Annotated in this window: 14 protein-coding genes; 8 read left to right on the plus strand and 6 right to left on the minus strand. The window is 70.3% G+C overall.

Annotated features, from left to right (window positions below; genetic code table 11):
• Window position 1: 1 nt before the first annotated feature.
• From ROJ8625_RS06450 to cysS, 3 genes are all read right to left on the minus strand, one after another.
• On the minus strand, window positions 2-775 hold the full coding sequence (locus tag ROJ8625_RS06450; RefSeq protein ID WP_085791056.1) for a squalene/phytoene synthase family protein: 774 nt from the start codon (window positions 773-775) through the stop codon (window positions 2-4).
• Window positions 776-1001: 226 nt separating this feature from the next.
• Window positions 1002-2633, minus strand: coding sequence for a citramalate synthase (cimA, locus tag ROJ8625_RS06455; protein ID WP_085791057.1), 1632 nt, complete (start codon window positions 2631-2633; stop codon window positions 1002-1004).
• 90 nt (window positions 2634-2723) lie between these two features.
• Complete coding sequence (gene cysS / locus ROJ8625_RS06460; protein WP_085791058.1) at window positions 2724-4091, minus strand: cysteine--tRNA ligase; 1368 nt, start codon at window positions 4089-4091, stop codon at window positions 2724-2726.
• Window positions 4092-4311: 220 nt separating this feature from the next.
• On the opposite strand from cysS, the gene ROJ8625_RS06465 reads away from it, so the two are divergent.
• From ROJ8625_RS06465 to ROJ8625_RS06485, 5 genes are all read left to right on the plus strand, one after another.
• The gene (locus ROJ8625_RS06465; RefSeq protein ID WP_085791059.1) at window positions 4312-4668 is read left to right on the plus strand and encodes an MmcQ/YjbR family DNA-binding protein; all 357 of its coding nucleotides are present in this window, start codon (window positions 4312-4314) and stop codon (window positions 4666-4668) included.
• Window positions 4669-4727: 59 nt separating this feature from the next.
• Window positions 4728-5906 carry a pyridoxal phosphate-dependent aminotransferase gene (locus ROJ8625_RS06470; RefSeq protein WP_085791060.1) on the plus strand — a complete coding sequence of 393 codons (1179 nt, stop codon included), beginning with the start codon at window positions 4728-4730 and terminating at the stop codon, window positions 5904-5906.
• Window positions 5896-6255: a TfoX/Sxy family DNA transformation protein gene (locus ROJ8625_RS06475; RefSeq protein WP_234984185.1), complete on the plus strand. Its 360-nt coding sequence runs from the start codon at window positions 5896-5898 to the stop codon at window positions 6253-6255. The genes ROJ8625_RS06470 and ROJ8625_RS06475 overlap by 11 nt, the downstream gene beginning before the upstream one ends.
• Window positions 6256-6335: 80 nt before the next feature.
• Entirely contained in the window at window positions 6336-6509 is a 174-nt protein-coding gene (locus ROJ8625_RS06480; RefSeq protein WP_085791062.1) for a YqaE/Pmp3 family membrane protein, read from the plus strand.
• Window positions 6509-6892: a DUF4112 domain-containing protein gene (locus ROJ8625_RS06485; RefSeq protein ID WP_085791063.1), complete on the plus strand. Its 384-nt coding sequence runs from the start codon at window positions 6509-6511 to the stop codon at window positions 6890-6892. Before ROJ8625_RS06480 ends, ROJ8625_RS06485 begins: the two co-directional genes overlap by 1 nt.
• 117 nt (window positions 6893-7009) lie before the next feature.
• On the opposite strand, the gene ndk is transcribed toward ROJ8625_RS06485, so the two are convergent.
• Window positions 7010-7432 carry a nucleoside-diphosphate kinase gene (gene ndk, locus ROJ8625_RS06490; RefSeq protein ID WP_085791064.1) on the minus strand — a complete coding sequence of 141 codons (423 nt, stop codon included), beginning with the start codon at window positions 7430-7432 and terminating at the stop codon, window positions 7010-7012.
• Between the two features lie 205 nt (window positions 7433-7637).
• Between ndk and ROJ8625_RS06495 the strand changes: the two genes are divergently transcribed.
• The 3 genes from ROJ8625_RS06495 to ROJ8625_RS06505 all read left to right on the plus strand — a co-directional run bounded on the left by ROJ8625_RS06495 (window position 7638) and on the right by ROJ8625_RS06505 (window position 11119).
• Window positions 7638-9500, plus strand: coding sequence for an ABC-F family ATP-binding cassette domain-containing protein (locus ROJ8625_RS06495; RefSeq protein ID WP_085791065.1), 1863 nt, complete (start codon window positions 7638-7640; stop codon window positions 9498-9500).
• A gap of 331 nt (window positions 9501-9831) precedes the next feature.
• Window positions 9832-10476: a MarC family protein gene (locus ROJ8625_RS06500; protein ID WP_085791066.1), complete on the plus strand. Its 645-nt coding sequence runs from the start codon at window positions 9832-9834 to the stop codon at window positions 10474-10476.
• Between the two features lie 61 nt (window positions 10477-10537).
• Window positions 10538-11119: a retropepsin-like aspartic protease family protein gene (locus ROJ8625_RS06505; protein WP_085791067.1), complete on the plus strand. Its 582-nt coding sequence runs from the start codon at window positions 10538-10540 to the stop codon at window positions 11117-11119.
• An 85-nt stretch (window positions 11120-11204) separates the two neighbouring features.
• Here the strand turns inward: ROJ8625_RS06505 and ROJ8625_RS06510 are convergent, their stop codons facing one another.
• Both ROJ8625_RS06510 and ROJ8625_RS06515 read right to left on the minus strand, forming a co-directional pair.
• Window positions 11205-11672 (minus strand): DNA polymerase III subunit chi, encoded by a 468-nt coding sequence (locus tag ROJ8625_RS06510; RefSeq protein ID WP_085791068.1) that lies wholly within the window; start codon window positions 11670-11672, stop codon window positions 11205-11207.
• Window position 11673: 1 nt separating this feature from the next.
• The gene (locus ROJ8625_RS06515; RefSeq protein WP_085791069.1) at window positions 11674-13143 is read right to left on the minus strand and encodes a leucyl aminopeptidase; all 1470 of its coding nucleotides are present in this window, start codon (window positions 13141-13143) and stop codon (window positions 11674-11676) included.
• Between the last annotated feature and the right edge of the window lie 179 nt (window positions 13144-13322).

The following is a 13322-nucleotide window of genomic DNA, read 5'->3' on the forward strand; positions in this document are numbered from 1 at the left end:
TTCAGACCGCGCGGCCGATACCGGCGGCGCGGAGCGCCAGTGTGAACCGCTTGCCTGCCTCGGCCCCGCCCAGCGTGCCGTCGAGGACGCGGCCCGGGGACGCGGCAGCCTCGCGCAGGACGCCGTCGGCCCGCCACGCGGCGAGTTCCGCCTGCCGCGCGGGGCGATCGGGGCGCGTCTCGAGCCCACTGCGGTCGTCACGCCACGCTGCGATCACCTGTCCGACCGCGGCGTCCGACATGTCGGGAAATGGACGCCGCCCGCGCCGCGCCAGCGACGCGGCGCCGAGGCACCAGTTGGCGCGCGCGAGCCGCAAGCCGGCCGCGCGCGTCCGCGCCTCGGATGACGAGCCGAGCGCGCGCGCCGCGGCCCACAGGAGCCCGCCGCCGGTTGCCGCGAGGTAGGCGTCGAGCGTTTCGATCTCGCCCACGTCCTCCCGATGCGCGTCGGCGCGGTGCGCCTCGACCGAGGCCGAGAGCAGCCGCGCGCCCTCGGGATCGAGAACATGGGCGAGCGGCGTCACCACCTCGTGCCGCCGGACCACGCCGCGCGCGGCGATCTCGTCCAGGGCGTCGGCCCACCATTGCAGCCGCATCTCCGCGATCAGCGGCTCCTCGGTCACCCACGGCGCGCGGGCGATCTCGACATTGGCCGCGTAGATCGGAAACAGCACGGCCCGCCTCGCGACCGGAACCGCCATGACGGCGCGGAACCGGTCGGGGTCGCCCTGCTCCACCAGCATGGCACAGGCGTTCAGATCATCGTCGAACTGCATGGAGGGCACCTAATCCGCGCAGCGGCGCAGGGAAAGTCCACGAGGGCAACGGCATTGCTCCTTTGGCACGCCAGCGGGGCCGCCCGGAGGAGGCATGGCAGGACCTTCCGTACCCGACGCGGCCGCGTTCGACGCTGGAGCAATCCGATGCGCCCGGGATCACACCGCGACGACGATGCGCCGCGCGCCGCCCTGCGCGATCCGTTCGTCCGGCCCAGCGCGCGCGTCACTCCGCGGCGGCGGCGACCTGCCCCGCGTCGCGGGCGAGTTTCCAGCGCACGGCGTCGAGCAGCGCCTCGAAGCTCGCATCGACGATGTTGGCCGAGACGCCGACCGTGGACCAGCGCCGTCCCTGCCCGTCCGCGCTGTCGATGATGACACGGGTCACCGCTTCGGTCCCTCCTTGGGTGATGCGGACCTTGAAATCGACGAGCCGCATGTCGTCGATGATCTCCTGGTACGGCCCCAGGTCCTTGGCCAGAGCCTTGGCCAGCGCGTTCAGCGGCCCGCGGTCGGCGCCGGTCTCGTCCATGCTTTCAGACACGGACAGGCGCTTCTCTCCGTTGATCTTGACCACCACGACCGCCTCGGACAGCGACACCATACGATCGTACTTGTTCTTCCGCCGCTCGACGGTGACCCGGTAGCGCTTGACCTCGAAGAACTCGGCCGCCTGGCCCAGCTCGGCGCGAGCGAGAAGCTCGAACGAGGCCTGTGCCGTGTCGTAGGCATAACCCTCGGCCTCGCGCGACTTCACCGTCTCGAGGATGCGGGCGAGCGCCGGGTCGCCGGGAGAGACCTCGATCCCGGCCTCCATCAGCCGGCGGCGCAGATTGGACTGCCCCGCCTGGTTCGACATCGGGATGAAGCGCGCGTTGCCGACGCGCTCGGGCGCGACATGCTCGTAGGTGGTGGGATCCTTGAGGATGGCACTGGCATGCAGCCCCGCCTTGTGCGCGAAGGCCGAGGCGCCGACATAGGGCAACTGTTTCAGCGGCACTCGGTTCAGCACGTCGTCGAGCATCCGGCTCACCTGCGTCAGCGTCGACAACGCGTCGTCGGTCACGCCGGTCTCGTACAGGCTCGCGAAGGGCTCCTTCAGCAGCAGCGTCGGCAGCAGCGACACGAGGTTCGCGTTGCCACACCGCTCGCCGAGACCGTTCAGCGTGCCCTGGATCTGGCGCGCTCCGGCCTCGACCGCGGCGAGCGACCCGGCCACCGCCGTCTCCGTGTCGTTGTGCGTATGGATCCCCAATCGCTCGCCAGGGATGCCGGCCGCGATCACCGCGCGCACCACCTCGGCGATCCGGTCGGGCAGCGTGCCGCCGTTCGTGTCGCACAGCACCATCCAGCGCGCGCCGGCGTCGCGCGCGGCCCGGAGGCAGTCCAGCGCGTAGTCCGGATTGGCAGCGTAGCCGTCGAAGAAATGCTCGGCATCGAAGATCGCCTCGCGCCCTTCGGCGACGCAATGGGCCACCGAGGCGCGGATATTCTCGACGTTTTCCTCCAGCCCGATGCCGAGCGCGGCGGTGACGTGGAAATCATGCGTCTTGCCGACGAGGCAGACGGCCGCCGTGCGCGCGTTCAGGACCGCGGCGAGCACGTCGTCGTTCTCGGCCGAGCGGCCGGCGCGCTTGGTCATGCCGAACGCGGCCATGGTGGCCCGGGTCGGCGCGACGGTATCGAAGAAGCCGCTGTCGGTGGGGTTCGCGCCCGGCCAGCCGCCCTCGATGTAATCGACGCCGAGCGCGTCGAGCGCCTTGGCGATCTTCTGCTTCTCGGCGACCGAGAACTGGACACCCTGCGTCTGCTGCCCGTCACGCAGCGTGGTGTCGTAGAGATACAGCCGTTCACGCATGACATGCCTCCGAGAGCGGATCTGAACGCAAGCGGGGGAGCGTGGCCATAGGCACGCATAGCCTGCGGAACGCGGTCGATGTCGGGGCCATCACGCGTCCTCCTCCAGCTTCGCGGCATCGAAGTCGGGTCCCGGGATCAGTTCCACCCCGGCTTTCGACATGCGCACCTCGACCCCCGCACTCGTCAGGAGTGCCTTCAGGCGATCGACCTCGGCGAAGTCCTTGGTGTCCATGGCCCGCGCCCGTTCGGACGCGAGCCGGTCCTCCCAATCGGACAGGTCGGCGGCAGGCGTCACCGCCCAGTCCGGAACGTCCCGTCCCATCAGGCCGAGGAATTGCAGCGTTGCGCGAAGTGTCGAGGCATCCCCGTCAAGCGCGAGCTGGTGGATCTCGGAAATCGCGCCCGCGGTGTTGAGGTCGTCGGTCAGGGCCGCGACGACGCCGTCGTGCGGGGCCGCGCCGTCCTGGCCGGACGCGGCCCGTGCGTACCACTTGCGCAGATGCGCCTCCGCCTCCTTCCGCTTGGCCGCCGTCCAGTCCATGGGCTTTCGGTAATGCGCGCTCAGCAGAACGAGCCGGACCACCTCGCCGGGGATGCCCTCATCCAGCAGATCGCGAACCGTGAAGAAGTTGCCGAGCGACTTCGACATCTTCTTGCCCTCGACCTGCAGCATCTCGTTGTGCATCCAAATACGCGCGAAATCGCCGTCGGGATGCGCGCAGGCCGATTGCGCGATCTCGTTCTCGTGGTGCGGAAACATCAGGTCGTTGCCGCCGCCGTGGATGTCGAAGCTGTCGCCAAGAAGCGCGCCGGCCATTGCCGAGCATTCGATGTGCCAGCCCGGGCGACCGCGACCCCAGGGGCTCTCCCACCCCGGCAAGCCGGGCTCGGACGGCTTCCAGAGGACGAAGTCCATCGGATCGCGCTTGTAGGGCGCGACCTCGACGCGGGCGCCGGCGATCATGTCCTCGACCGAGCGCCCCGACAGTGCGCCGTAGGCGTCATAGCTCGCGACCGAGAACAGCACGTGACCTTCGGCCGCGTAGGCATGGCCGTGGGCGATCAAGCCCTCGATCATCGCGATCATCTCGTCGATGTACCGGGTGGCGCGAGGCGCGTGGGTCGGCTCCAGCGCGCCGAGTGCGCCCATGTCCTCAAGGAACCACGCGATCGTCTCTTCGGTGATCGCGCCGATGCTGCGCCCGGTCACCTCGGCACGCGCGTTGATCTTGTCGTCGACGTCGGTGAAGTTGCGCACGTAGGTCACGTGATCGGCGCCGTAGACATGCCGCAGAAGCCGGTAGAGCACGTCGAACACCACCACGGGACGCGCGTTGCCGAGGTGCGCCCGGTCATAGACGGTGGGCCCGCAGACATACATGCGCACGTTGTCGGGATCGATCGGCGCAAAGACCTCCTTGCGGCGGGTCTTGGTATTGTGAAGGCGGATCTCCATGACGTCCTCGCAGGCAGGCCTCGTCGCTCGCGGCGGGCTTTAGCAAGTTCGACTTCTGGAGAAAACGAAAAGAGCGCCCGCCGGATGGTTCAGCAGGGAATGCAGCAAATGATGTTGCGTGCGGTGCTCATGGACGATCGGTACCATATCCCGGCTCCGCAGGCCAGCAAAACGGCGAACACGCTTGATCGGACCGATCCGGTGGCGGACACTTCGGCCCATGACCCGCAACGATGTCGATCGTATCTGCCGGGCTTTGCCGGGCGCCGAATGCTCCGACCCCTGGGGCGGCGGGCATGACGCGTGGAAGGTCGGCAGCAAGATGTTCGCATGCATCGGCGTCGCCAACACCGGCGTTTCGGTCAAGACGCCGAGCGTTGAGGACGCGGCCTTCCTGATCGAGCTCGGCCGCGCCGAACGCGCCCCCTACTTCCACCGCAGCTGGGTTCTCGTGCCGTGGGGCGTGGCCGAAGACGACGAACTGCGCGACCGGCTGCACACGTCCTACCGCATCGTGCGCGCGGGCCTGCCGCGCAAAGTTCAGTCCACGCTCGATCCCGGCCCCGAACCCGCTTGAGCCCCGCCGGCCAACCGGGTCTAACGAGGGCCGCCGCCCATCCGCGCAGGAGATCCGTCATGCCCGAGCTGTCGACCCGCATCACCGGCTTGAACGAGGGCGGCGCCGACGGATGGGAGATCCATGCCCGGGCGCGGGCGCTTCGCACCGCGGGGGCCCCGGTAACCGATCTGACCATCGGCGAACACGATACGCCGACGGACGGTCTCATCCTCGACGCGATGAACGACGCCGCGCGTGCCGGTCTGACGGGGTATGCCCCCGGCCCCGGCATGCCCGAGCTGCGCGAGGCTGTTGCGGCACGGGTCAGCGCGCGCACCGGCGTGGCGACCGCGCGCGACAACGTGCTGATCGTGCCGGGTGGTCAGGCCGGGCTCTTCGCCGCTCACATGGCCTTGTGCGATCCGGGCGATATCTCGCTGCACGTCGATCCCTACTACGCGACGTATCCCGGCACGATCCGGGCCGTCGGCGCGCGCCCCCGGGCGGTGGCCACACGCGCCGAGGACGGCTTCCTGCCAACGCGCGCCGCGCTCGACGCGGCCGCGCACGGCGCCCGCACCCTGCTCGTGAACACGCCCAACAATCCGACCGGAGCCGTCTATCCCCGTGCCACGCTCGACGACATCGCCGCGGTCGCTGCCGCGCACGACCTTTGGGTGATCTCCGACGAGGTCTATGACACCCAGATCTGGGAGGGCACGCATCTGAGCCCCCGCGCGCTTCCCGGCATGGCCGCGCGCACGCTCGTCATCGGCTCCATGTCCAAGGGCCACGCGATGACCGGCAGCCGCATCGGGTGGGTCGTGGGACCGGACGACGCGATCGCACGTCTGCGCGAACTCGCCACCGTGACCACCTACGGCGTCCCCGGCTTCATCCAGGAGGCGGCGCGCGCCGCGCTGCGCGCGGGCACCGATCTCGAGGCCCGGATCGCCGAGCCCTTCCGGCGGCGGCGCGCGCTGGCAATCCGGCACCTGACCGCGCGGGATATCGGCGTGCTGCCCGCGCAGGGCGCGATGTACCTGATGCTCGACATTCGCGCGACCGGCCGCTCCGGGCTGTCGTTCGCGCACGAGCTGCTGGAGCGCCACGCGATCGCCGTCATGCCGGGCGAGAGTTTCGGCAGTGCCGCCGCGGGGCATGTCCGCGTCGCGCTGACGGTCGACGACGATGCCCTGGCCGACGCGCTCGACGCGCTCGCGGGGTTCGCCGCGGGTCTGGCCCGTGCCGCCTGATCCCGCGGCCGGAACCCCGCTGACCGCGATCCGCGGGATCGGCCCGGCGCAGGCCGCGCTTCTCCGGGCCGCCGGCGTCGACGACGCCGAAACGCTTCACGCGCTCGGCGCCGATGCGGCGTATGCCCGGATGTTGTCGGCCGGCGCCCGGCCGCACTTCATTCCCTTCTACGCGCTTCACATGGCGCTTCAGGGTCGGCCCTGGAACGACTGCAAGGGCGACGAAAAGGCCGCCCTGCGCGCGCGGTACGACGCGCTTCTGGCCGAACACGCGGCGGGCCCCGACTCACTGCCCGCGGCGCTGGCGCGGTTTCTCGACGACCTCGGCATCCGCGCGCCCCTCGGTTGAGCTCGGCTGAAACCGCGGAACGCCGGGGCCGGGCACGGCGTTTACCGCCGAATAGACTGTCACGCTTCAGGAGACCCGCCATGGACCTTGTCCGCATCATCCTGTCGATCATCCTGCCGCCGCTCGGCGTGTTCCTGCAGGTGGGGATCGGCAAGCATTTCTGGATCAACATCCTGCTCACGCTGCTCGGTTACATTCCCGGCATCGTGCACGCGGTCTGGGTGATCGCTCGCGTCGGACCGCAGCGCGCGTGATGCGCGAGGTAACACCCGAAACCGAACTTGCACGGGTGGCGCGGATCGAACGCCTCGCCACCCGGATGGACCGCGCCTTCCGCGTGCCCGGAACGCGCATCCGCTTCGGCTGGGACGGCGTTCTGGGCCTCGTGCCGGGCATCGGCGACACGCTCGCGCTCGCCCCCGCCGCCTACATCCTGCACTCGGCCTACGAGATGAAAGTGCCGACGCCGCTTCTCGCACGAATGGGCGTGAACGTGGCCGTCGACTGGGCCGTCGGCCTCGTGCCGATCATCGGCGACCTTCTCGATGTCGGGTACAAGTCGAACACGCGCAACGCGGCGCTGCTGCGCGAGCATGTGGAATCCCGCCACAACGTGATCCGGGCCGCGGCTGAATGAACCGTTGGCCCCCGGGGTCACGGATCTCGGCGGACCCCCGGCAGCCGCGCGGACCGAAAAGACAAAAGGGGGCCAAGCGGCCCCCTTCAACACGTCTGCAAGGCTCGATGCGCCGGCTCAGCCGACGATTTCGAGACCTGCGAAGAAGAACGAGATTTCCTCGGCCGCCGTCTCGGGCGCGTCGGACCCGTGCACCGAATTTTCCCCGACGGACTCGGCGAACTCCGCGCGGATCGTGCCCGGCGCCGCGTCGGCGGGGTTGGTCGCGCCCATCACTTCGCGATTCTTGGCAATCGCGCCTTCACCCTCGAGCACCTGCACCACGACCGGCGCCGAGGCCATGAACTCGCACAGTTCGTCGTAGAACGGGCGCTCGGCGTGAACCTTGTAGAAGATCCCGGCCTGGGCCTTGGTCAGATGAATGCGTTTCTGCGCCACGATGCGCAGGCCCGCCTCCTCGAACTTGGCGTTGATCTTGCCGGTCAGGTTGCGCTTCGTCGCATCGGGCTTGATGATCGACAGCGTGCGTTCGGTTGCCATGTGTCACCTCTTCGGGCGCCGCGCGGACCCTCCGGGCGGCTTGGATCGGCGCTGCCCTAGCATGCACCCCCGGTCATGAAAACCACTTTGCGCCCCGTCTGCCCCCCTGCGTGCGCGCGCCCGTCGCGCCGCGCAAGACCGGCGCGCCGCATTTCCCCCGCACCCCCGCTTCCCGCGCCCCGCGCCCTCTGCTAGAGCGCCGCGCATGTTGCGCATCGACACCATTTCCTACTCCGTCGAGGGCCGGCCGCTTTTCGAGGGCGCGTCGGCCACAATACCCGCCGGCCACAAGGTCGGTCTCGTCGGCGCCAACGGCACCGGAAAGACCACGCTCTTCCGCCTGATCCGGGGCGAGCTGACACTCGACGGCGGCGAGATCGCGCTGCCCGCGCGCGCCCGCATCGGCGGCGTCGCGCAGGAGGTGCCGTCCTCGGACACGACGCTGCTCGACACCGTGCTCGGCAACGACACAGAGCGCGCCGCACTGATGGCCGAGGCCGAAACCGCCACCGATGGCGCACGCATCGCCGAGGTGCAGACCCGCCTGGCCGACATCGACGCCTGGTCGGCAGAGGCCCGCGCCGCCTCGATCCTCAAGGGCCTCGGCTTCTCGGACGCCGAACAGCGCATGCCCTGCTCGGCCTTCTCGGGTGGCTGGCGCATGCGCGTCGCGCTCGCCGGCGTTCTCTTCGCCGAGCCCGACCTTCTGCTGCTCGACGAGCCGACCAACTACCTCGATCTCGAGGGGGCGCTCTGGCTCGAAAGCTACCTCGCGCGGTATCCGCACACCGTCATCGTCATCAGCCACGACCGCGGGCTGCTCAACCGCGCCGTCGGCGGCATCCTGCATCTCAGCGAGCGCAAGCTGACCTACTGGCAGGGCCCTTACGACCAGTTCGCGCGCCAGCGCGCCGAACAGCGCGCCAACCTCACCGCGCAGGCCAAGAAGCAGGAGGCCCGCCGCGCCCACCTGCAGAGCTTCGTCGATCGCTTTCGCGCCAAGGCCTCGAAGGCCAAGCAGGCGCAGGCCCGCGTGAAGATGATCGAGCGGATGGACACGATCACCCTGCCCGAGGACGCCGCCAAGCGCGTCTTCACGTTCCCGCAGCCCGACGAACTGTCGCCCCCCATCGTCAACATCGAGGGCGGCGCCACCGGCTACGGCGACCGGCAGGTGCTGTCGCGGCTGAACCTGCGCATCGATCAGGACGACCGCATCGCGCTGCTCGGCCGCAACGGCCAGGGCAAGTCGACGCTGGCCAAGCTCCTGTCCGACCGCCTCGCCCTCATGGACGGCCGCAAGACCGCCGCCGCCAAGCTCCGGGTCGGCTATTTCGCCCAGCACCAGGTGGACGAGCTGCGGGTCGAGGAAACGCCGCTGCAGCATCTCGTACGCGAACGGCCCGACACGCCGCCGGCCAAGCTGCGCGCCCGCCTCGCGGGCTTCGGCCTCGCCGCCGCCCAGGCCGAGACCGAGGTCGGCCGCCTCTCGGGCGGGCAGAAGGCACGGCTCTCGCTCCTGCTCGCGACGCTCGACGCACCCCACATGCTCATTCTCGACGAGCCGACGAACCATCTCGACATCGAAAGCCGCGAAGCGTTGATGGAGGCGCTCAACGCCTACGACGGGGCCGTGATCCTCGTCAGCCACGACATGCACCTGCTCTCGCTCGTTGCCGATCGCCTGTGGCTGGTAAAGGACGGCACGGTGCGCCCCTACGACGACGATCTCGACGCCTATCGCCGCATGCTGCTGACGCCCGAAAGGGCCGCAACGCCGGCGAAGCCCGCCGAGACACCGGCTCCGAAACCGGCGCGGCCCTCGCGCGACGCGATTCTCGCGCTGCGCTCCGAGGTCCGCAAATGCGAGGCACGGGTCGAGAAGCTCAACGAGATGCGCGACAAGCTCGCCGCGAAACTCGCCAATCCCGAACTCTACGCCGAGGATCGCGTGGGCGAACTCGAGACCTGGAACCGAAAATACGCCGAGGTGATGGACGGCCTCGACCGCGCCGAGGCGCTCTGGATGGCCGCGCTGGAAAAGCTCGAGACCGCCGAGGCCCGCTGACCGCCGGCCTTCCCTCCAGCCCCGACACGATCGCGCCCCACCAAATCCTGATGCGGCGGACCACGGTCCACCGCGCGCTGCCCCCACCCCTCTCATCTTGCCCGTCTTTACGTATCCGGGACAGGGGCCCCGGGCCTGTTGGCGGCCGCCACGGCACCGGCCCTGTCGCGACCGCAACCACAACGGTCGTGTCCGCCCCGCGCCGCCCCCGACCCTTCATCTTGCCCGGAAACCCCGGGGGTCCGGGGGCAGCGCCCCCGGTCCTTCGGATACCACCGGGTGGCACGGTTGCCCCTTGCCGTCGCGATCCGCGCCGCCTAAGCGCGGACACATGGACAGCGCGTTTCTCGTTTCCGCCTTCGTCACCCTTTTCGTGGTGATGGATCCCATCGGCACCACGCCGGTCTTCATCGCGCTCACCCGCGGCATGGCGCCGGCGCGGCGTCGGGCGATCGCAGTGCGGGCCTGCCTCGTGGCGCTCGGCGTGCTGCTGCTCTTCGCGTTCCTCGGCGAGGCGGTGCTGGATTTCGTCGGCATCACCATGCCGGCCTTCCGCATCGCGGGCGGTCTCCTTCTGTTTCTCACCGCGCTCGACATGCTCTTCGAGCGGCGCAACAAGCGCCGCGCGAGCACCGCCGAGGAGGCCGAGGAAGAGGACGACGACCCCGACAGCGACCCGTCGGTGTTCCCGATGGCGATCCCGCTGCTGGCGGGCCCGGGCGCGATCACGACGATCATCCTGCTGGTCGGGCGCGCGGGCGACGCCGCCGGCACCGCCGCGGTGCTGGGGGTGATGAGCTCGGTGCTGTTGATCGCGCTCGTTCTGCTCCTGGCCTCGAACCTGATCGAGCGCGCGCTCGGCGGGATCGGCATCACCGTGCTAACCCGGCTCTTCGGGCTGCTGCTCGCCGCGCTGTCGGTCCAGTTCGTCGCCGACGGCCTCATCGCCTTCGGCTTCGGCACGCCGCCGGGCTGAGCGGGCTTCCCATCGGCGCCGCGCGCGCCTACCTCAGGAAGATGAGACGCGGAGCGACGCCATGACCGGGGACGAGATCGCGCGGCTGGGATATCTCGGCCTGCTCGGCAGCGCGCTGATCGTCTGGTTCCTGGTCTCGGGGCGGGAAAGCCTCGGCCAGCGCGCCAAGCAGATGGCGGCCTGGGTCCTGATTTTCCTCGGCACCATCGCGGCGATCGGGCTGTGGGGCGACATTCGCCAGACGGTCGCCCCACAGCAACAGGTCATGGCCGAGGCGGGCCGGATCGTCCTTCCGCGAGCGGCGGACGGGCACTACTACGCCGATGTGGACGTGAACGGCGCCTCGCTGCGCATGCTCGTCGATACCGGCGCCTCGACCACGGTACTGAGCCCGGCCGACGCGCGCCGGGCCGGGCTCGATCCCGACGGTCTCGGCTATTACGGTCGCGCGATGACGGCGAACGGCGAGGTGCGCACCGCGCCGGTGACGCTCGACAGCGTGGCGATCGGTCCGGTGTCGGCGTCCGGGGTTCGCGCCGCGGTCACCGAGGGCGAGATGGCGCAATCGCTGCTCGGAATGACCTACCTTCAGCGCTTCTCGCGGATCGAGATCGCCGGCGGCGAGCTGGTGCTCGAGCAATAGCGCCGGCGCCCGTGCCGACGGTTTCAGCGACGCCGGTGAGGTCCGGGCGGCACCGCATCCCGTGGCGCCACGGGCGCGGGGCGCCTCATCGTCCGGCGCTTTCGGCCTTCATCTCCCAGCGCCCGGACTCCTCGGACCAGTACTGCGCCGCGCAGCCGGCATCGGTCAGCCCCTTCCACTGCACCCGCGCGGCCTGCGTCGCCGCAGTGTCGGCGCCGTCGAAAAGCACGCAGACCCGCGCGAAGGCGCCGACCTCCGCGGCCGTCACCGTCGCGCCATCGACCGACATCAGGCAGGTCGCCCCGTTCGGCGTCTCGACCGCGTCGGTCAGCAGCACCGGTTGCGCCGTGTCGTGCGGCCCGCCCGCAAGGCCGTGCGGCAGGAAGCCGTCCTCGTCGCCCGCCCAGAGCGCGGCGTCGAGCGCCGCGAGCCGGTCGCGGTCGGTGCCGCGAACGGCGATCCGGTGCCCTGCCCCCAGCGCCTTGTCGAGAAGCTGCGCCAGCGCCGTGTCGAGCGGCCGCCGCGTCAGGTGGTAGAAGAGCGCGGCGCCCATCTCATCCCGTCTCGAACCCGTCGCGCACCAGTCGGTCCAGCGCCATCACGCCCCAGCCGGTCGCGCCCTTGGGCGCCAGGAGCGTATCCTTGCCGACGAGGGCGACACCGGCGATGTCGATGTGGATCCACGGCACCTCGTCCTTGACGAAGCACTTGAGGAACTCGGCCGCGGTGATCGTGCCCGCGGGTCGCCCGCCGGTATTCTTGATGTCGGCGATGTCCGACTTGATCTGCTTGGCGTAGCCGGCACCGAAGGGCAGCGGCCAAGCGCCCTCGCCCTCGGCCTCGGCGGCCGCGGCGAACTGCCGGCCGAACCGGTCGTCGGTGGAGAAATAGGCCGCGTTCTCGTGGCCGAGCGCGATGATCGCGGCCCCCGTGAGCGTTGCCAGATCGACGATGGCGGCGGGCGCATAGTGCTCCTGCGCGTACCAGAGCACATCGGCGAGCACGAGCCGGCCCTCGGCGTCGGTGGAGATCACCTCGACCGTGTCGCCCTTCATCGAGGTCAGCACATCGCCCGGGCGGTACGCCTGGCCATCGGGCATGTTCTCGACGAGGCCGGCGAACCCCACGACATTGGCCTTCGCCCCGCGCTTGGCGAGCGCCATCATGGTGCCGGCGACGGTGCCGGCGCCGCCCATGTCCATGGTCATCGCCTCCATGCCGGCCGACGGCTTGATCGAGATGCCGCCGGTGTCGAAGACGACACCCTTGCCGACGAGCGCGAGCGGCGGCTCGTCGCCGCCGTTCATCCACTTCATCACCACCAGTTGGGCCGGCGTCACCGACCCGCGCGAGACAGCGAGATAGGCCCCCATGCCGAGACGCTCCATCTCGGCCTCGTCGATCACCTCGACCTCGAGACCCAGATCGCGCAGCGCCGCCAGGCGCGCGGCAAACTCGGTCGTCGACAGCACGTTGGAGGGTTCGCTGACCAGATCGCGGGTGAAGGCGACGCCCTCGGCCACGGCGCGCGTCGCGGCGAAGGCGCTCCGCGCGGCGTCCGGCTTCGCCACGTGGACCGCGACGGGCTCCGGCGTGGTGGCCGGTTCGGACTTGCGCGCGGTGAAGGCGTAGGAGCGCAGGATCAGCCCGAGCGCGATCTCTGCCGGGCGGCGCGTGCTGCCACAAAGCAGCGTGACGGCGGTGCGCCCGGCGATCCGCCCGATCGCGGCACCCGCCTTGCGCGCCTCGGCGACCGAGGGCCGGCGCGACAACCGAACGAGGTCGACCCCTTCGGCGGCAAGCCCGGCGGGAAAGCCGAGGCTCAGCACCTCGCCCTCCTCGAGCTTGGCCCAGCCCTCGGAGGCGACCGCACGGGCGACCGCGCCCTTGGTCAGGCGGTTGAGCCGCCGCGCCGCGGGCCCCAAAGTTCCGTCGCCGGGGATCAGCACGGCAATGCGGCCGGCTGCCTCGGCCAGCGCGGCAAGATCGGTCTCCTGGAAGGCGACGTCGCGAAGGTCGGTCATGCGGGAACTCTCTTCGGTTGCGGGCTCGTTCCGGCGTAGCGGCTTCGCGCGGGGATGACCAGAGCGGGGCCGCCCGGCAGCCAGACGCCGGCGCGGGCGGAGAGACCCGGGGGCGCTGCCCCCGGACCCCCGGGGTTTGCGGCAAGATGAAGATCCCGGCGTGGCGCGCGGCGGATGCA

This window comes from Roseivivax jejudonensis, assembly GCF_900172265.1.
GTDB classification, from domain to species: Bacteria; Pseudomonadota; Alphaproteobacteria; order Rhodobacterales; family Rhodobacteraceae; genus Roseivivax; species Roseivivax jejudonensis.

What these genes read in the sequence shown, in the direction of transcription:
- ROJ8625_RS06470 (WP_085791060.1), top strand. Translation starts at nt 4,728, where the DNA reads ATGCCCGAGCTGTCGACCCGCATCACCGGCTTGAACGAGGGCGGCGCC.
- ROJ8625_RS06495 (WP_085791065.1), top strand. Translation starts at nt 7,638, where the DNA reads ATGTTGCGCATCGACACCATTTCCTACTCCGTCGAGGGCCGGCCGCTT.
- ROJ8625_RS06450 (WP_085791056.1), bottom strand. Translation starts at nt 775, where the DNA reads ATGCAGTTCGACGATGATCTGAACGCCTGTGCCATGCTGGTGGAGCAG.
- ROJ8625_RS06485 (WP_085791063.1), top strand. Translation starts at nt 6,509, where the DNA reads ATGCGCGAGGTAACACCCGAAACCGAACTTGCACGGGTGGCGCGGATC.
- ndk (WP_085791064.1), bottom strand. Translation starts at nt 7,432, where the DNA reads ATGGCAACCGAACGCACGCTGTCGATCATCAAGCCCGATGCGACGAAG.
- cimA (WP_085791057.1), bottom strand. Translation starts at nt 2,633, where the DNA reads ATGCGTGAACGGCTGTATCTCTACGACACCACGCTGCGTGACGGGCAG.
- ROJ8625_RS06515 (WP_085791069.1), bottom strand. Translation starts at nt 13,143, where the DNA reads ATGACCGACCTTCGCGACGTCGCCTTCCAGGAGACCGATCTTGCCGCG.
- ROJ8625_RS06510 (WP_085791068.1), bottom strand. Translation starts at nt 11,672, where the DNA reads ATGGGCGCCGCGCTCTTCTACCACCTGACGCGGCGGCCGCTCGACACG.
- ROJ8625_RS06505 (WP_085791067.1), top strand. Translation starts at nt 10,538, where the DNA reads ATGACCGGGGACGAGATCGCGCGGCTGGGATATCTCGGCCTGCTCGGC.
- ROJ8625_RS06480 (WP_085791062.1), top strand. Translation starts at nt 6,336, where the DNA reads ATGGACCTTGTCCGCATCATCCTGTCGATCATCCTGCCGCCGCTCGGC.
- ROJ8625_RS06500 (WP_085791066.1), top strand. Translation starts at nt 9,832, where the DNA reads ATGGACAGCGCGTTTCTCGTTTCCGCCTTCGTCACCCTTTTCGTGGTG.
- cysS (WP_085791058.1), bottom strand. Translation starts at nt 4,091, where the DNA reads ATGGAGATCCGCCTTCACAATACCAAGACCCGCCGCAAGGAGGTCTTT.
- ROJ8625_RS06465 (WP_085791059.1), top strand. Translation starts at nt 4,312, where the DNA reads ATGACCCGCAACGATGTCGATCGTATCTGCCGGGCTTTGCCGGGCGCC.